The organism is Roseateles sp. So40a (assembly GCF_048081605.1).
Lineage (GTDB): Bacteria > Pseudomonadota > Gammaproteobacteria > Burkholderiales > Burkholderiaceae_C > Roseateles.
Map to the genome: position 1 here is coordinate 2,937,708 of NZ_CP182288.1, position 16,615 is coordinate 2,954,322.

Genomic DNA, 16,615 nt, shown 5'->3' on the forward strand with positions numbered 1-16,615 from the left:
GCTGCTCACTCGCCCAGATAGGCCGCGCGGACCTTCGGGTCGTTGAGCAGCGTCTTGCCGTCGCCCTTCATCGTGATCACGCCGGACTCCATCACGTAGCCGCGGGTGGCCAGTTCCAGCGCGCGGCTGGCGTTCTGCTCGACGAGCAGCACCGTCACGCCCTGCTGGTGGATGTCGTTCACGACCTCGAAGATCTTGTCGACCATGATCGGCGACAGGCCCATCGACGGCTCGTCCAGCAGCAGCAGCTTGGGACGCGCCATCAGCGCGCGGCCCATGGCCAGCATCTGCTGCTCGCCGCCGGACATCGTGCCGGCGAGCTGGTTGCGACGTTCCTTGAGACGCGGGAACAGGCCGAAGACCTTCTCGATGTCGGCCTCGATCTCCTTGTCCTTGCGGATGAAGGCGCCCATCTGCAGGTTCTCGGTGATCGTCATGCGCGTGAACGTGCCGCGGCCCTCGGGCACCATCACCAGGCCCTGCTTGGCCAGGTTCCATGCGCCCTGGCCCTTGATGGACTGGCCCATGAACTTGACGTCGCCGACGCCCAGCGGCTGCAGGCCGGTGATGGCCTTCAGCGTCGTGGTCTTGCCCGCGCCGTTGGCGCCGATCAGCGAGACCAGTTCGCCCTGGCGCACGTCGAAGTCCACGCCCTTGACCGCCTGGATGCCGCCATAGGCGACGGCGAGGCCCTCGACCTGGAGGAGGATGTTGTCTGCCATCTTTTCGATTTCCATGGGTCGGGTCAGGGGGCCGCGTGCACTTCTTGCGCGGCGTGGGCGCCGAGGTAGGCCTCGATCACCTTGGGGTTGCGCTGCACTTCCGCAGGCGTGCCCGACGCGATGAGCTTGCCGTAGTCCAGCACCGACACGCGGTCGCACAGGCCCATCACCAGCTTCACGTCGTGCTCGATCAGCAGGATGGTGCGGCCGTCGTTGCGGATGCGGTCGATCAGCTCGCGCAGCACGACCTTCTCGGTCGCGTTCATGCCGGCGGCGGGCTCGTCCAGCGCGATCAGCTTGGGATCGGTGGCCAGCGCGCGCGCGATCTCCAGCCGGCGCTGGTCGCCGTAGGACAACGTGCGGGCCTTGAAGTCGGCGTGCCGGCCGATGCCGACGTAATCCAGCAGCTCGCGGGCGCGCGCCGTGATCTCGGCCTCTTCCTTCTTGAAGCCCGGCGTGCGGAACACCGCGCCCATCAGGCCCGAGTGCGTGCGCACATGGCGGCCGACCATCACGTTCTCCAGCGCGGTCATCTCGGCGAAGAGCCGGATGTTCTGGAAAGTGCGCGCGATGCCGGTCTTGGCCACCTGGTGCACGGCCTGCGGCTTGTAGGGCTGGCCGCCGAGCTCGAAGGTGCCGCCATCGGGCACGTACAGCCCGGTGATGACGTTGAAGAAGGTCGTCTTGCCGGCGCCGTTGGGACCGATCAGGCCATAGACCTGGCCCTTCTCGATCTCGATGCCCACATCCGACAGCGCCTGCAGGCCGCCGAAGCGCTTGGACGCGCCGGCCACTTTCAGTACGGTTTCAGTCATTGGTTCTTGCTCCTGGCGCGGATCAGGCGTTGATGGCGCTGCCGGCATTGGCGGGCGGCTGCGATCCCGGCGGCAGGGGCCGGGACTTGCCGTGTTCCGGCGAGGGCCACAGGCCGCGCGGACGCAGCAGCATGATCACGATCATCGCCAGCGCGATCAGCAGCTGACGCAGGATGGCGGCGTCCAGCCGGCCATCGGTCATCTCCTGCAGCGGACCGGCGACGTAGCGCAGCACTTCCGGCAGCGCGGCCAGCAGCAGCGCGCCCAGGATGACGCCCGGGATGTGGCCGATGCCGCCCAGCACGACCATCGCGACGATCATCACCGACTCCTGCAGGCTGAACGATTCCGGCGACACGAAGCCCTGGAACGCGCCGAACATCGAGCCCGCCACGCCGCCGAAGGTCGCGCCCATGCCGAACGCGAGCAGCTTCATGTTGCGGGTGTTGATGCCCATGGCCTTGGCGGCAATCTCGTCCTCGCGGATGGCCATCCACGCGCGGCCGATGCGCGAGTTCTCGAGCCGGTAGCAGATCACCACCGAGCCGATCACCAGCGCCAGGAACAGGTAGTAGTACATCGACACCGAATTCACGGCGATGCCGAAGAACTCGTGGTTCTTGCTGAACTCGAAGCCCAGGAAGTGCACGCCGTCGATCTGGCCGATGCCGCGCGGACCGTTGGTGATGTTCAGCGGGTATTCCATGTTGTTCAGGAACACGCGGATGATTTCACCGAAGCCCAGCGTCACGATGGCCAGGTAGTCGCCGCGCAGCTTCAGCGTCGGGGCGCCCAGCACCACGCCGAAAAGGCCGGCCAGCAGCGCCGCCGCCGCGATGGCGATCAGCAGCGGCAGGTGCAGCCCGTTGGGGAAGGCGGCGGCGATGTTCTCGAAGTTCTCCGCCAGGTGCGGGCTGTTGAGCAGCGCGAAGAGATACGCGCCCACCGCGTAGAACGCGACGTAGCCCAGGTCCAGCAGGCCGGCGTAGCCGACGACGATGTTCAGGCCGAGCGCCAGCAGCACGTACAGCAGCGCCAGGTCGATGATGCGGACCGGGCCGTTGCCGAAGGACTGCGCGAACAGCGGGAGCACCAGCAGCAGCGCGCCGGCGATCAGGAAGGTGATGATCTTGGAAGACTTGTTCTGGAACATGTGAGGCTCCTCAGGCGCGGTCGGCGACACGTTCGCCCAGCAGGCCCGACGGACGCAGCGTCAGCACCAGGATCAGCGCGATGAACGCGAAGATGTCGGCGTAATGGCTGCCCAGCACGCCGCCGGTCAGGTCACCCAGGTAACCCGCTCCGATGGCCTCGATCAGGCCGAGCAGCACGCCGCCGACCATCGCGCCGGCGAGGTTGCCGATGCCGCCGAGCACCGCGGCCGTGAAGGCCTTCAGCCCGGGCATGAAGCCCATCGAGTGCTGCACGGTGCCGTAGTTGGCGGCCCACATCAGGCCGGCCACCGCGGCCAGCGCGGCGCCGATGATGAAGGTCAGCGAGATGACCGCGTCAGGCTTGACGCCCATCAGCGCGGCCACGCGCGGGTTCTCGGCGGTGGCGCGCATCGCGCGGCCCATCTTCGTGTGGTTCACCAGGAACAGCAGACCGCCCAGGATCACCACGGTGGACACCAGGATCAGCACCTGCGTCACGGTGATCACCGCGCCGCCGATCTGGATCGGGTCGGTGGGCAGCAGTTGCGGGAAGGGCTTGGGATTCGGCTTCCAGATGATCATGGCCAGCGTCTGCAGCAGCAGCGACATGCCCATGGCGGTGATCAGCGGCGCGAGTCTGGGGGCGTTGCGCAGCGGCCGGTAGGCGATCTTCTCGATCGTGAAGTTGAGCAGCGTGCAGACCACGATCGCGCACACCAGCGCGATGATCATCAGCAGCCAGCCCGGCAGGCCCAGGCCCGCCAGCGCGGTCACCACGGTCCAGCTCACCAGGGCGCCGGCCATCAGCACCTCGCCGTGCGCGAAGTTGATGAGGTTGATGATCCCGTAAACCATCGTGTAGCCCAGCGCGACGAGGGCATACATGCTCCCGAGCACCAGGCCGTTGATGATCTGCTGAAAAAGTATCTCCATAAGGCCCCAGCATGTTGTTGGACACGGCTCGCGCCGCGTGACGGGGCTCCGGGGTGCAACCCCCGTGCCAGACCGTCCGTTTCAAGGGTATTCACCGACAAGCTGGCATGCGTGCGCACCGGTCGACGTTGTGTTCCCAGTCTCGGTGACGCAACGAGGTGCGGAAATCCGCACAAACCGCCTAGCCAGCCGGGCGAATCCTCGCCAGAGGCAAAAAAGCCGGTGCACCGGGTGCCGGTCGCGCGCCAACTTGGGCACACTGGGCGCCGATTTCTTGTCTTCCATGGAACCGGTCGTCACCTCCTCCTTCGCGTCCTCGTCCGCTGGCCAGCGGCTGGCGCACTTCCTGGGCCGGCCCAGCTTCTACCTGTACCTGACCGGCGTGCTGATGCTGCTGGGCCTGCTGCTGGGCCATCGGCTCAGCGAACGCGCCAGCCTGGACCAGCTCAGCGCGCTGGCCACCGAGCGGCTGGAGCTCTACGCCTCCAACCTGCAGACCGAGCTCGGCCGGCACGCCTACCTGCCCAGCCTGCTGGCCATCGACGGCGACGTCACGCGGCTCGTCGAGCATCCCGACGACGAGGCGCTGCGCAAGTCCGCCAGCCTGGTGCTGGCGCGCGTGAACGTGCGCGCGGGCACGACGCAGATCTTCGTGGCCGACCCCGAGGGCCGCGTGCTCGCGTCCAGCGAGCCGCTCACGCCGCCGCTGCGCCTGCAGCAGGCCATCGAGCAGGACCGCCACCATTTCTTCGCCTCCGACGCCGGCCAGGCCGGGCTGAGCGGCTCCACCAACTTCTTCCTGCTGCATCCGCTGCGCCGCAACCAGCAGCTGCAAGGCGTGATCGTCGTCAAGCTCAACCTGGCGCCGCTGGAGTCGACCTGGGTGGACCTCGGGCTGCGATCGCAAGGCGAGCGCATCCTGGTGTCCGACGACCAGGGCGTGGTGATCATGAGTTCGGTGGAGGACTGGCGCTACGCGGTGCTCAACCGCGCGGACGCGTCCGAGCGCGACCGCCTGCAGGCCAGCGCGCGTTATCCGCGCGTGGGTCCGGACCTGGGCCTGCCCGGCGCGCTGGAGGCCTACAACAGCCTGCTGGTACGCGCGCCCGCGCCGGCCAGCACGACGCTGCTGGCCCAGGAGCGGCAGTTGCTGCCGCTGGGCCTGCGGCTGCTGGCGCTGTCGGACCTGTCCGAGGTCCGGCGTCAGGCACGGCTCGCGGCGTGGAGCGGCGCGGCCTTCGGCGCGGCGATCGGCATGCTGCTGCTGTACCTGGCCTCGAGACGGCGCGCGCTGCGCCAGCTCTTCCACGCCAAGACCGAATTGCAGAACGCGCATGCGCAGTTGGAGCGCATCGTGGATGAACGCACGGCGGAACTCCGCCAGATCAACGAGGAGCTGCTCGACCAGATCGCCCAGCGCCGCCAGGCCGAAGGGGAGCTGCTGCAGACCAGCAAGCTCGCGGTGCTGGGGCAGATGTCGGCGGGCCTGTCGCATGAAGTGAACCAGCCGCTGACGGCGCTGCGCGCGCTGGCACGGAATTCGCAACGGCTGCTGGAGGCCGGCCGCCTGCAAGCGGTCGCGGACAACCTGCAGACGATGGACGACATGGTCGAACGCATGGGCCAGATCACCCGCCAGCTCAAGAGCTTCGCCCGCAAGGCGGAGCCCGCGCGCACGGCCGTGTCGCTGCTGGCGAGCGTCAACAACGCGCGGCTGCTGCTGGAGCACCGCACCCGCGCGCTGGACCTGCCGGTGGAGGTCGACGTGCCGCCCGGGCTGCGGGTGAGCGCCGAGTCCAACCGGCTGGAGCAGGTGCTGGTGAACCTGCTGGGCAACGGCATCGACGCGATCGCGTCGGAGGCCGCGCACGACAGCCCCGAGGATCATCCCCGCCGGCTGCGCGTGGCCGCGCTGCCGCTGGAGGATGGTCGGCGCGTGCTGGTGCAGGTGCAGGACACCGGACCGGGGCTGAGCGAATCGCTGCTGCCGCGCCTGTTCGAGCCCTTCTTCACGACCAAGCCCGCCGGCGAGGGGCTGGGGCTGGGGCTGGTCATCTCATCCAAGATCGTCCACGAGTTCGGCGGCGCGCTGCGGGCGCACCGTCTGGACCAGGGCATGAGTTTCGAATTCGACCTGGAGGTCGACACCTGGCAGGCCGAGGAGGGTCAGTATGTTTGAGGGCTACAAGGTCGTGTTCGTCGAGGATGACCTGCCGGTGCGGGTGAGCCTGACGCAGACGCTGGAGCTCGAGGGGCTCGCGGTCGTGCCCTGCCGCTCGGCCGAGGAGGCGCTGCCGCACGTGCAGCCCGGCGCGCAGGTCATCGTCATCACCGACGTGCGCCTGCCCGGCATGGACGGACGGGCGCTGCTGGCGCACGTGCAGGCGACCGATCCGCAGATCCCGGTGATCCTGATCACCGCGCATGGCGACGTGAACATGGCCGTGCAGGCGATGCGCAACGGCGCCTACGACTTCATCGAGAAACCCTTCGCGCCCGAGCGGCTGCTGGAGACCGCGCGCCGCGCGCTGGACCTGCGCATGCTGCGGCATTCCGCCGACGAGCTGCGCGCGCAGCTGTCCGCGGCCAGCGGCATCGAGGCCGCGCTGCTGGGCAAGTCCGCCGCGATGCAGCAGCTGCGCCGCCAGGTGCTGAACCTGGCGTCCACGTCGGCCGACGTGATGATCCTGGGCGAGACCGGCACCGGCAAGGAACTCGTCGCGCGCTGCCTGCACGACCAGAGCCCGCGCCGCGACCGGCACTTCGTCGCGATCAATTGCGGCGGGCTGCCCGAGGCGCTCTTCGAGAGCGAGCTCTTCGGCCATGAGTCCGGCGCGTTCACCTCCGCGGGCAAGCGCCGCATCGGCAAGATCGAGCACGCCAACGGCGGCACGCTGCTGCTCGACGAGATCGAGACCATGCCCGTGCCGCTGCAGATCAAGCTGCTGCGCGTGCTGCAGGAACGGCGCGTGGAGCGGCTGGGCTCCAACGAGGAGCAGGTCATCAACGTGCGCTTCATCGCCGCGAGCAAGGCCGATCTCAAGGAGATGGGCGAGCGCGGCCAGTTCCGCAGCGACCTGTACTACCGGCTCAACATCGCCACGCTGGTGCTGCCCCCGCTGCGCGAGCGCCGGGAGGACATCCCCCTGCTGTTCGAGCACTTCGTCGCGCAGGCCTGCAAGCGCTACGAGCGCGAGGCGCCGGAGCTCACGCCGGACAAGCTGCGCGAACTGATGGCGCACGACTGGCCGGGCAATGTGCGGGAGATCCGCAACGCGGCCGACCGTTTCGTGCTGGCGCTGGATGACCTCGATTCGAGCGCCGCGATCCAGGCGGTGCCCAACCTGGCGCTGGCGCGTCAGATGGAGATGGTCGAGAAGGCGCTGATCGAGCAGGCCCTGCGCCGCTCAGGCGGCAAGGTGCCCGCGGCAATGGAGCTGCTGGGCACGCCGCGCAAGACGCTGTACGACAAGCTGCACCGTCACGGGATCCAGCTGGACGATTTCCGCTGACATCGCTGCATTCCCGCGCGGCCTCTTGACTCCCCTCGCCCGCGGAGCGGGAGAGGGGTGGGGGTGAGGGCTCGGGTGAGGGCTCGGTGCCCTTCGAAGAGCCCTCACCCCCCGCCCTCTCCCGCTTCGCGGGCGAGGGAGCTTTCAAGGATCCGCTCAAGGCGTCGTCAGGCTGCCTGACGCGCGCCCTGTTGCGCCTGATCGAGCACGGCCTTGAGCTGATCGATCGTCGCGGGCTTGACCAGGTAGGCGCTCGCGCCGCGGCGGATCGCCTCGGCGGCATCGCCCGCGTCCGAGGTCCCGGTCAGCATCACCACCGTCATCGGACCGCCGGCCAGCGCCTCGGTCAGGAAGTCCATGCCCTGCCCGTCCGGCAGCGCGCGGTCCAGGATCAGCACTTGCGGCCGGCGTTCCGCGAGTCGCTGACGCGCCTCGGCGAGCGAGGCCGCGGTGGCCGCGCTGTAACCCTCCAGTTCGAGGAGGATGCCCAGCGTCTCGCTGGACTCGAGGTTGTCGTCGACGATGACGGCGTGGGGGGACATGGCAAACCCTGCGGCAAGAGGTCCACGTCGACAGACCGGCGGGGAGACCGGCTGATGACGCGATGGGACGGACGATGAAAGGGACGGCGTGCGATTCGCGGTCCATGGATTCACCGGCAATCGACGTGCCCACGTGACCTCGCGCCCTCTCGGAGAAGTCCGGCATTCTTGCGCGGATCGCCGCGAGTCGCCCGAACCCCTCGTCCATAGGGGCGGGACGGATTCTTGCCCTGCGCCTTTCTGCCCATAATCCGCGCGCCCCGCTTCCCCGAGTTCCATGACGACGATAGCCACGACGACCGAGACAACCACCGAGCTGCTGCCGCGCCTGCGCCACTGCACCGGCCCGCTGCACGAGGACATCGAGGCGCTGCTGCGGCTGGAGGCGCCGATGCCGATCGCGCGTTACGGCCGCATCGTCCAGGGCTTCCACGAGTTCCTCACGCTCTGGGAGATGCGCGTGCGTCACGCCCTGCCCGAGCGGCTTCGGCCCTGGTTTGACGAGCGCCAGCGCGCGCCCTTCGCCGCGCGCGACATCGCCGCGCTGGGCCTCACGCAAGACCTGGCCATGCGCGACGCCGCGCGCGCCGCGCAGCACCGAATCATGCTCGACTCGCCGGCGACGGCGATCGGATCGCTGTACGTCCTCGAAGGCTCGGCACTGGGCGGCCAGGTGCTGACCCGGCAACTGGCCGGACAAGGCCTGACGCCGGACCGCGGCGCGGCCTATTTCCACGGCTACGGCGAACGCACCGGCGCGATGTGGCGGGAGTTCCGCGCGCTGGCCCAGGACACCGCCGGCGGCGACGCCGCGAGCCGCACCGCCGCCTGCAAGGCGGCGGTCCAGACCTTCAAGGCGCTGATCGAGACCTTCGGCGCGCTGGATCGATGACACGCGCCCTCTCCGCCGCCACGGCCGCGGCCACCGATCAGCAGCTCGCGCAGTGCGCGAGCGAGCCGATCCGCGTGCCCGGCGCCATCCAGCCGCACGGCTGGCTGGCCGTCGTGGACTGCCGCACCGGCGCGCTGGTGGCCTTCAGCGACAACTGGGACACGCTGCTCGCCGGCACGCCCGACCTGCTCGCCGCGCGCATCGAGGGCGCCCTCGACCTGGTGACCACCACGCGCCACCGGCTCGTCGACGGCGAGGGTCCGGTGTCCTGCGGCACGCTGACCGTGGGCGATCGCCGGCTGCATGTGGCCGGCCACCGGCTCGGCACGCTCGTGCATTTCGAGCTCGAGCCCGACAGCGAGGACACCGGCACGCGCGCGCCGATCTACAGCCTGGCACGCCACCTCGTGCCCCTGATGCAGCGCACCAGCGGCGTGAACGAGCTGTGCCGCGTCGTCGTCGCCGAGATGAAACGGCTGACCGGCTTCGGCCGCTGCCTGGCCTACCGCTTCGACGCCGAGGGCCACGGCGAGGTGCTCGCCGAGTCCGTCGACCCCGGTTACGACGCCTACGCCGGGCACCGCTTCCCGGGCTCCGACATCCCGGCGCAAGCCCGCGAGCTGTACCGCGTCAACCACATCCGGCTAATCGCCGACGCCCATTACGAGCCGGTCCCGGTGCGCTTCGTCGACGGGCGCGAGGGCACGGCATTGGACATGTCGCAGTCCGCGCTGCGCAGCGTGTCGCCGGTGCACCTCGAGTACATGCGCAACATGCGCACGCTGGCCTCGATGTCGGTGTCCATCGTGGTCGGCGGCAAGCTCTGGGGCCTGGTGTCCTGCCACGACCACGCGCCGCGACAGTTGCCCTGGGAAACGCGCATGGCCTGCGAGCATCTGGGCCAGCTGCTGTCGCTGCAGATCGAGGCCAAGGAAGAGAACGAGCAGGTGACCGAGCAGCTGCGGCTGCGCCAGCTGACGCTGGCCATCGTGGCCCAGCTCGCCGACAGCGACGCGACGCTGCAGCGCCTGGTCGACGAGCCCGGCCCGCTGCTGCGGCTGGGCCGGGCCGCCGGCGCCGCGGTGATCCTCAACGACCAGTGCTGGACGGTCGGCGAGACGCCGGACCGCACCACGCTGCTGGCGCTGGGCGCATGGCTGGCCAACCGCATCGACCGGGTCTGGCACAGCGACCGGCTGCCCCAGGACGCCGCCTCGCTCGACGGCATGAGCGAGGGCGTGCTGGGATCGACGGCGGGCCTGCTGGCGATCTCGATCTCGCGGCTGCACCGGCATCACATCGTCTGGTTCCGGCCCGAGATCGTGCAGACCGTGACCTGGGCCGGCGACCCGCGCAAGGAATCCGCCGTCGGCGCCGACGACCGCCTGCATCCGCGGCGCAGCTTCGCGAGCTGGAAGGAACAGCTCGGCGGGCGCTCGCTGGCGTGGACGCCGGGCGAGGTCCACGCGATGGAGGAACTGCGCCAGGCGCTGATCGGCATCGTGCTGCGCCGCGCCGAGGAGATGGCCGAGGTCGCCATGGAGCTGGGCCGTGTGAACAAGGAGCTGGAAGCCTTCTCCTACACGGTCTCACATGACTTGCGCGCGCCGATGCGCCACATCGCCGGCTTCGTCGACCTCGTCATGGAGATGGAGGGCGCGTCGCTGACGCCGCGCTCGCAGCGCTACCTCACGCATGTGAAGGAGGCCTCGGCGCATGCCGGTCAACTCGTCGACGCGCTGCTGGACTTCTCGCGCATGGGCCGCTCGGCGATCAAGCACGCCAGGATCCCCACCGAGCACCTGATCGACGACCTGATCGCCGAGCAGACCGAGCAACACAAGGACCGCCGCATCGAGTGGGTCGTCCAGCGCCCCTTGCCGGTGCTGTGGGGCGACCCGGTGCTGCTGCAGGTAGCCGTGCGCAACCTCGTGAGCAACGCCGTCAAGTACACGCGGCCGCGCGAGGTGGCGCGCATCGAGATCGCCGGTATCCAGGACGAGACCGGCGTGGGCCTGTCCATCGCGGACAATGGCGTCGGCTTCCAGATGAAGTACGTCGGCAAGCTGTTCGGCGTCTTCCAGCGCCTGCACCAGACCGAGACGTTCGAAGGCACCGGCATCGGACTGGCCAGCGTGCGCCGCATCGTCGAGCGCCACGGCGGGCGCATCGACGCCTGGGGCGAGCCCGAACGCGGTGCCCGATTCACCTTCACCCTGCCCACGCGCGAGATGCTCGCGCAGTCCCCCTTCCCCCTTGTCGACCGATGACCATGCTCAAGCCCATCCTGCTCGTTGAAGACGATGCCCGCGACCTGGAGCTCACCCTGGTGGCGCTGGAACGCAGCCAGCTCGCCAACGAGGTGATCGTCGTGCGCGACGGCGCTGAGGCGCTGGATTACCTGCTGCGCGAAGGCACGCACGCGGACCGCGCCGAGGGCAACCCGGCGGTGATCCTGCTGGACCTGAAGCTGCCCAAGGTCAACGGGCTGGAGGTGCTCAAGGCGGTGCGCGGCACGGCCGGGCTCAAGAGCATTCCGGTGGTGATGCTCACGTCCTCGCAGACCGAGTCCGACGTCGTGCAGAGCTACGAGCTGGGCGTGAACGCGTATGTCGTCAAGCCGGTCGAATTCAAGCAGTTCGTCACCGCGATCGCCGACCTGGGCGTGTTCTGGGCGGTGCTCAACGAACCGCCTCCGGGATCGCTGCGCGCGGCCCGTCGCTACGAATGAGCCATGTCTGAGCCGACCCTGCCCCTCGAGGACGGCGTGTCGCCGCCGCTGGAGATCCTGCTGCTGGAGGACTCGACCTTCGACGCCGAGCTGCTGATGGCGTCGCTCGAGACCACGCATCCGCGCGCCCGGATCACCTGGGTGAAGGACGAGCCGGGGCTGCTGGGCGCGCTCGAGACGCAACGCTTCGACCTGATCCTGTCCGATTACCAGCTGCCGGGCTTCACCGGCGCGGAGGCGCTCTCGCTGGCGCAGCAGCGGGTCCCGGGCACGCCGTTCATCTTCGTGTCGGGCGTGATCGGCGAGGAGAACACGGTAGAGCTGCTCAAGCGCGGCGCCACCGACTACGTCATGAAGGGGCGGCTGGCGCGCCTGCCCGTGGCCATCGACCGCGCACTGCGCGAGGTGCGGCAGCGCGACGCGCAACGGCAGGTGGAGGCGCAGCTGCGCGAGGCCGATGCCTTGTATGCGCGGGTGGTCGACTCGCTGCAGGACCACGCGGTGATCCTGCTCGACAGCGAGGGACGGATCCGGGACTGGAACCGCGCTGCGGGCACGATCTTCGGCCATGCGCTGGAAACCGTGCGGGGGATGTCGGCGGAGATCCTGCTGACGCCGGACGACCGCGCGGCCGGCGTGCTCGAGAACGAGCTGGCGATGGCGCTCACGCAGGGCGCGGCGCGCGACGACCGTTGGCTGATGCGCCAGGACGGCACGCGACTGCGGGCCGAGGGCGTGGTGACACCGCTGTTCAGCGCGGGCGGCACGCTCACGGGTTATTCCAAGATCATCCGGGACTCGACGCCGGCCTACGAGGCGCAGCAGGCGCTGCGCCAGGGCAAGGAAGCGGCGGAGCGCGCCAACGAGCTGAAGGACCAGTTCCTGGCGGTGCTGTCGCATGAGCTGCGCTCACCGCTGAGCGCGATCACCGGCTGGGCGGACATCCTGGGCAACTTCTCCGACGCGCACCCGCTGCTGGGCAAGGCCGCGACGGTGATCCGGCGCAACGCGCAACTGCAGGCGCGCATGATCAACGACCTGCTGGACATGAGCGCGGTCGCCGCCGACAAGCTGGTGCTGCAGACCGCGCCGATGGACCTGGCCGCGCTGGCGTCGGAGTCGGTGCTCGGCGCCCTGCACGAGGCGCAGGGCAAGGGCGTGGCGCTGCACTGCCAGGCGCCCGAGCCGGTGTGGATCGGCGGCGACGCGCAGCGGCTGCTGCAGGTCGTGACCAACCTGATCGGCAATGCGATCAAGTTCACCGACAACGGCGGACGCGTGGAGGTGTCGGTGTCCGCGGAGGACGGTTGCGCGCTGCTGCGCGTGACGGACACGGGACGCGGCATCTCGCCCGAGTTCCTGCCCTTCGTCTTCGACCGGCTGCGCCAGGAGGATGGGTCCTCGACGCGCAAGGTCGGCGGACTGGGTCTGGGCCTGGCGATCGCACGTGCGATCGCGCAGCTGCATCACGGGCGCATCAGCGCGGAGAGCCCGGGCCCCGGCGGCGGCGCGAGCTTCGAGCTGCGCCTGCCGATGCTGCGTGACCAGGCGCCGCCACCGGCACCGGTGGCGACGCCGGTGGAGCTGTCCGAGGAGACGCTGTCGGGCGTGCGGGTGCTGCTCGTCGATGACGAGGAGGACGCCCGCGAGGTCGGCCAGGTGGCACTGAGCCGGCTGGGCGCGAAGGTCAGCGTGGCGACGAGCGCGGCGGAGGTGCTGGCGCGGCTCAGCGAAGGCGAGGAGCGCTACGACCTGCTGGTGTCCGACATCGGCATGCCGGAGATGGATGGACGCTCGCTGATCCGCGCGGTGCGGCAGTTGCCCGGCGGCAGCGCGGACCAGCTGCCGGCGGTCGCGCTGACGGCCTTCGCGATGGTCGCCGATCGCCAGGAAGGCCTGGCCGCGGGCTTCCAAGGGTACGTGGCCAAGCCGATCGAGCTGGGAGCGCTCACCCAGGCCATCCAGCGCGCGCTCGGGCGCGCGGGTGGTGGGGATTGATGCGGCTCAGTGTCGCGAGCCCGCCGCGCTGAGCGCGCGGCGCTTGCGCGGGCGGATCGACTCGCAATCCCGGCGCGGTTGCACGACGGGCCGGCAACGGGCTTGGACGCCCATGTACTTTGCTCGGCTGACCAGGCCGGCACGCATTAGCTCAAAGTAGGTCGTCAGCAGCATGCGATCAAATGTCGTGCGAGTCCTGTGCATGGCAATTCACCTCGAAAAGTAGTCCAACGTCGACGCGCCTCGCGCGTTCTTCACGGCTGAGCAAGTGGAAACAGTCAGCAGCATCCCGGCAGTCCGCCTCCTTGGCTGCGCTGATGTTCTCCCTTTCGCTCTTGGCGAAACCGTAGATGAAGAACCATCCGACCGATTTGGGCTTGGCCACGATCGTCCGAAAGCCGCCACGCTTTCCTTGACCGATCTTCGGAATTCGCTTCTTCACCAAGCCGCCGCCAAGATCCGCGTCGATCAGTCCCCGCGCCATCTCGCTGACGGCACGGCAGAGATCGCGCTCCAGCAATCGGTGCTGTCGCATCCAGCGCCAGAACCACCCCGTTGCATACACCCCCATGACAACCTCCACGCATCGCTGCGATGGAGGTCAGTGCCAGGTCTTGTCTCAGACTGATTCGTCCTGAAGTCGGACAACTGATGGGGGTGTCGGGTCACCCCGGCGGGGGCATCCAATGAAAAGGGCCGCGCCCCTTTCGGAAGCGCGGCCCGTGTTGACGGGGGCCGTCGAGGATCAGAAGCGCTGCGACTGCATGAAGTCGTCGAAGCCGGCTTCCGCGAAGCGGAACCACAGGTTCTGGTCGCGACGGAAGTTGGCGTAATCCTCGTACACCTTCTTCCAGTTCGGGTTCTTCGCCGACAACTCGCTGTACAGCGCCATCGACTCCTTGAACGCCAGATCCATCGCATCCTTCGGGAAACGCATCAGCTTGGTCTTGGCCGCCACCAGCTGCTTGAGCGCCGGCGGGTTCAGCACGTCGTACTTGGCCTGCATGTCCACATGCGTGTACGCCGACGCCGCCTCGACGATCGCCTTGTACTCGGCCGACAGACCCTCGTACGCCTTCGTGTTGAGGTAGAAGTCGACCTGCGGACCGCCTTCCCACCAACCGGGGTAGTAGTAGAACGGCGCGACCTTGTTGAAGCCCAGCTTCAGGTCGTCATACGGCCCGACCCACTCGGCCGCGTCGATCGTGCCCTTCTCCAGCGCCGAATACAGCTCACCGCCCGGCAGGTTCTGCGGCACGCCGCCCATGCGCTCGATCACCCGGCCCGCGAAACCGCCGATGCGGAACTTCAAGCCCTTGAAATCGGCCGCCGACTTGATCTCCTTGCGATACCAGCCCGCCATCTGCGCGCCGGTGTTGCCGCCGGGGAAGTTGATGATGTTGTAGTTCCGGTAGAACTCGCGCATCAGCTTCAGACCGTTGCCGTGGAAGGTCCACGCCGTCATCTGCCGCGAGTTCAACCCGAACGGGATCGACGCGCCGATGGCGAAGGTCTCGTCCTTGCCGAAGAAGTAGTACGGCACCGTGTGCGCGATCTCGACCGTGCCGTTCTGCACGCCGTCCACCACGCCGAACGCCGGCATCAACTCGCCGCCCGCGTGCACGCTGATCTGGAACTTGCCGCCGCTGAGCTCGCTGACCTTCTTGGCGAAGACCTCGCCACCGCCGTAGATCGTGTCGAGCTGCTTGGGGAAGCTCGAGGCCATGCGCCAGCGGATGTTGGCCTGCGCATGCACGATGGCCGGGGCCGCACCGGCGGCCAGCACGCCGGCCAGGCCGGCATTCTTGACGAACGAACGACGCTCCATGAAGTCTCCTGTTTCGTTGCTTTGATGTCGGCCCTTCTCGGGGGCCGGAGCGAAAACAGGATTAACCACCGCCGGGCTGGCGTCAACCTGACAAGCCCTGAAGGGCCGCCGGCCTCAGGCGCCGGCGAGCTTCATCTGCTCGATCAGGATCGAGCCCACCGTCTTGCTGCCCAGCGTGTAGGTGTCGGCGCCGATGCCCACGATCTGCTGGAACATCTCCTTGACGTTGCCCGCGATCGTGATCTCGTGGACCGGGTGCGCGATCACGCCGTTCTCCACCCAGTACCCGCTCGCGCCCCGCGAATAGTCGCCGGTCACGTAGTTCACGCCCTGCCCCATCAGCTCGGTCACGAACAGGCCGGTGCCCAGCCGGCGCAGCATCGTCGGGAGGTCATCGCCCGGTGCGGTGGCCTTGCTGCGCATCGTCAGGTTGTGCGAGCCGCCCGCATGACCCGTCGTGCGCAGGCCCAGCTTGCGCGCCGAGTAGGTCGACAGGAAATAGCCCTTGAGCACGCCCGCCTCGACGACGGTGCGGGCCTTGGTCACGACGCCTTCGTCATCGAACGGGGAGCTGCCCTTGCCCTTGATCACATGCGGGTCCTCGACGACCTCCACGTGCGGGGACAGGATCTGCCGGTCCAGGCTGTCCAGCAGGAAGCTCGCGCGCCGGTACAGCGCGCCGCCGCTGGTGGCCTGCACCAGCGCGCCCAGCAGCCCGGCCGCCACCGGCGCCTCGAACAGCACCGGCACGCTGGCCGTCTTGACCTTGCGGCCCTTGAGCCGCGCCAGCGCGCGCTCGGCCGCATACCGGCCGATGGATTCCGCGGACGACAGATCCGCCGCGTCGCGCATCGAGCTGTACCAGGCGTCGCGTTCCATGCCGGCGCCGCGGCCGGCGATCGGCGCCACCGACACCGAATGCCGCGAGCTCGCGTAGCCGCCGCGGAAACCGCGCGAGTTGCCCGAGAAGAAGTGCGACTGCTGCGCGGACACCGCCGCGCCTTCGGAGTTGGTGATGCGCGCGTCGGTCTTCATCGCCGCGTCCTCGCAGCGCAGCGCCAGCTCGGCGGCCTGCTCCGCGGTCACGGCCCAGGGATGGAACAGGTCCAGCTCGGGCCGGGCGGCGGGATCCAGCGACAGGTCCTGCTCGTCGGGCAGGCCGGCGAACTCGTCGTCGGCGGTGAAGCGCGCGATGTCGTAGGCCGCGCGCACGGTGTCGCGCAGCGCCTGCGGCGAGAAGTCCGAGGTGCTGGCATTGCCTCTGCGCTGGCCCAGGTACACGGAGATGCCCAGCGACTTGTCGCGGTTGCGCTCGACGTTCTCCAGCGCGCCGCGCCGCACGGACACCGACATGCCGCTGCCCTCGGACACTTCCGCGCCGGCGTCGCTGGCGCCCAGGCGCTTGGCCTCGCCCAGCACGTCCTCGATCAACTGGCGGAACTGGTCCTGGCTGTAGGCGAATCCTTGCTCGGCTTGACTCATGAATGC

At 68.9% G+C, this 16,615-nt stretch carries 14 protein-coding genes; 6 read left to right on the plus strand and 8 right to left on the minus strand.

All coding sequences use genetic code 11. The features are described 5' to 3' along the window. Positions 1–5 precede the first annotated feature (5 nt). From ACNI65_RS13315 to ACNI65_RS13330, 4 genes are read right to left on the minus strand one after another with little or no spacing between them, the layout of a single operon-like run. Complete coding sequence (locus ACNI65_RS13315) at positions 6–722, minus strand: ABC transporter ATP-binding protein (protein ID WP_416757156.1); 717 nt, start codon at positions 720–722, stop codon at positions 6–8. 23 nt (positions 723–745) lie between these two features. Beyond that, positions 746–1,537, minus strand: coding sequence for an ABC transporter ATP-binding protein (locus ACNI65_RS13320; RefSeq protein ID WP_416757158.1), 792 nt, complete (start codon positions 1,535–1,537; stop codon positions 746–748). Between the two features lie 22 nt (positions 1,538–1,559). Beyond that, entirely contained in the window at positions 1,560–2,690 is a 1,131-nt protein-coding gene (locus ACNI65_RS13325; protein WP_416757159.1) for an ABC transporter permease subunit, read from the minus strand. A 10-nt stretch (positions 2,691–2,700) separates the two neighbouring features. Then, the gene (locus tag ACNI65_RS13330) at positions 2,701–3,624 is read right to left on the minus strand and encodes a branched-chain amino acid ABC transporter permease (RefSeq protein ID WP_416757160.1); all 924 of its coding nucleotides are present in this window, start codon (positions 3,622–3,624) and stop codon (positions 2,701–2,703) included. Between the two features lie 283 nt (positions 3,625–3,907). On the opposite strand from ACNI65_RS13330, the gene ACNI65_RS13335 reads away from it, so the two are divergent. After that, positions 3,908–5,803, plus strand: coding sequence for a sensor histidine kinase (locus ACNI65_RS13335; RefSeq protein WP_416757162.1), 1,896 nt, complete (start codon positions 3,908–3,910; stop codon positions 5,801–5,803). Then, positions 5,796–7,136: a sigma-54-dependent transcriptional regulator gene (locus tag ACNI65_RS13340; protein ID WP_416757164.1), complete on the plus strand. Its 1,341-nt coding sequence runs from the start codon at positions 5,796–5,798 to the stop codon at positions 7,134–7,136. Before ACNI65_RS13335 ends, ACNI65_RS13340 begins: the two co-directional genes overlap by 8 nt. A gap of 167 nt (positions 7,137–7,303) precedes the next feature. On the opposite strand, the gene ACNI65_RS13345 is transcribed toward ACNI65_RS13340, so the two are convergent. Further along, the gene (locus tag ACNI65_RS13345) at positions 7,304–7,678 is read right to left on the minus strand and encodes a response regulator (RefSeq protein ID WP_416757166.1); all 375 of its coding nucleotides are present in this window, start codon (positions 7,676–7,678) and stop codon (positions 7,304–7,306) included. 277 nt (positions 7,679–7,955) lie between these two features. Between ACNI65_RS13345 and ACNI65_RS13350 the strand changes: the two genes are divergently transcribed. Genes ACNI65_RS13350 through ACNI65_RS13365 form a run of 4 tightly spaced genes read left to right on the plus strand, consistent with a single transcriptional unit; the run spans position 7,956 to position 13,299 of the window. After that, the gene (locus tag ACNI65_RS13350) at positions 7,956–8,570 is read left to right on the plus strand and encodes a biliverdin-producing heme oxygenase (protein WP_416757168.1); all 615 of its coding nucleotides are present in this window, start codon (positions 7,956–7,958) and stop codon (positions 8,568–8,570) included. After that, complete coding sequence (locus ACNI65_RS13355) at positions 8,567–10,840, plus strand: ATP-binding protein (RefSeq protein ID WP_416757170.1); 2,274 nt, start codon at positions 8,567–8,569, stop codon at positions 10,838–10,840. Before ACNI65_RS13350 ends, ACNI65_RS13355 begins: the two co-directional genes overlap by 4 nt. Before the next feature lie 2 nt (positions 10,841–10,842). Continuing rightward, positions 10,843–11,301 carry a response regulator gene (locus ACNI65_RS13360; protein WP_416757172.1) on the plus strand — a complete coding sequence of 153 codons (459 nt, stop codon included), beginning with the start codon at positions 10,843–10,845 and terminating at the stop codon, positions 11,299–11,301. A 3-nt stretch (positions 11,302–11,304) separates the two neighbouring features. Next, positions 11,305–13,299: a response regulator gene (locus ACNI65_RS13365; protein ID WP_416757174.1), complete on the plus strand. Its 1,995-nt coding sequence runs from the start codon at positions 11,305–11,307 to the stop codon at positions 13,297–13,299. Positions 13,300–13,477: 178 nt separating this feature from the next. Here ACNI65_RS13365 and ACNI65_RS13370 read toward each other — a convergent pair whose 3' ends face one another. The 3 genes from ACNI65_RS13370 to pmbA form a co-directional block, all read right to left on the minus strand. Beyond that, complete coding sequence (locus tag ACNI65_RS13370; protein WP_416757176.1) at positions 13,478–13,870, minus strand: type II toxin-antitoxin system RelE/ParE family toxin; 393 nt, start codon at positions 13,868–13,870, stop codon at positions 13,478–13,480. Positions 13,871–14,044: 174 nt separating this feature from the next. Further along, entirely contained in the window at positions 14,045–15,127 is a 1,083-nt protein-coding gene (locus ACNI65_RS13375; RefSeq protein ID WP_416757177.1) for a TRAP transporter substrate-binding protein, read from the minus strand. 114 nt (positions 15,128–15,241) lie between these two features. Continuing rightward, positions 15,242–16,609: a metalloprotease PmbA gene (pmbA, locus tag ACNI65_RS13380; RefSeq protein ID WP_416757178.1), complete on the minus strand. Its 1,368-nt coding sequence runs from the start codon at positions 16,607–16,609 to the stop codon at positions 15,242–15,244. Positions 16,610–16,615 lie beyond the last annotated feature (6 nt).

What these genes read in the sequence shown, in the direction of transcription:
- ACNI65_RS13370 (WP_416757176.1), bottom strand. Translation starts at nt 13,870, where the DNA reads ATGGGGGTGTATGCAACGGGGTGGTTCTGGCGCTGGATGCGACAGCAC.
- ACNI65_RS13360 (WP_416757172.1), top strand. Translation starts at nt 10,843, where the DNA reads ATGCTCAAGCCCATCCTGCTCGTTGAAGACGATGCCCGCGACCTGGAG.
- ACNI65_RS13325 (WP_416757159.1), bottom strand. Translation starts at nt 2,690, where the DNA reads ATGTTCCAGAACAAGTCTTCCAAGATCATCACCTTCCTGATCGCCGGC.
- ACNI65_RS13330 (WP_416757160.1), bottom strand. Translation starts at nt 3,624, where the DNA reads ATGGAGATACTTTTTCAGCAGATCATCAACGGCCTGGTGCTCGGGAGC.
- pmbA (WP_416757178.1), bottom strand. Translation starts at nt 16,609, where the DNA reads ATGAGTCAAGCCGAGCAAGGATTCGCCTACAGCCAGGACCAGTTCCGC.
- ACNI65_RS13335 (WP_416757162.1), top strand. Translation starts at nt 3,908, where the DNA reads ATGGAACCGGTCGTCACCTCCTCCTTCGCGTCCTCGTCCGCTGGCCAG.
- ACNI65_RS13365 (WP_416757174.1), top strand. Translation starts at nt 11,305, where the DNA reads ATGTCTGAGCCGACCCTGCCCCTCGAGGACGGCGTGTCGCCGCCGCTG.
- ACNI65_RS13345 (WP_416757166.1), bottom strand. Translation starts at nt 7,678, where the DNA reads ATGTCCCCCCACGCCGTCATCGTCGACGACAACCTCGAGTCCAGCGAG.
- ACNI65_RS13355 (WP_416757170.1), top strand. Translation starts at nt 8,567, where the DNA reads ATGACACGCGCCCTCTCCGCCGCCACGGCCGCGGCCACCGATCAGCAG.
- ACNI65_RS13320 (WP_416757158.1), bottom strand. Translation starts at nt 1,537, where the DNA reads ATGACTGAAACCGTACTGAAAGTGGCCGGCGCGTCCAAGCGCTTCGGC.
- ACNI65_RS13350 (WP_416757168.1), top strand. Translation starts at nt 7,956, where the DNA reads ATGACGACGATAGCCACGACGACCGAGACAACCACCGAGCTGCTGCCG.
- ACNI65_RS13315 (WP_416757156.1), bottom strand. Translation starts at nt 722, where the DNA reads ATGGCAGACAACATCCTCCTCCAGGTCGAGGGCCTCGCCGTCGCCTAT.
- ACNI65_RS13375 (WP_416757177.1), bottom strand. Translation starts at nt 15,127, where the DNA reads ATGGAGCGTCGTTCGTTCGTCAAGAATGCCGGCCTGGCCGGCGTGCTG.
- ACNI65_RS13340 (WP_416757164.1), top strand. Translation starts at nt 5,796, where the DNA reads ATGTTTGAGGGCTACAAGGTCGTGTTCGTCGAGGATGACCTGCCGGTG.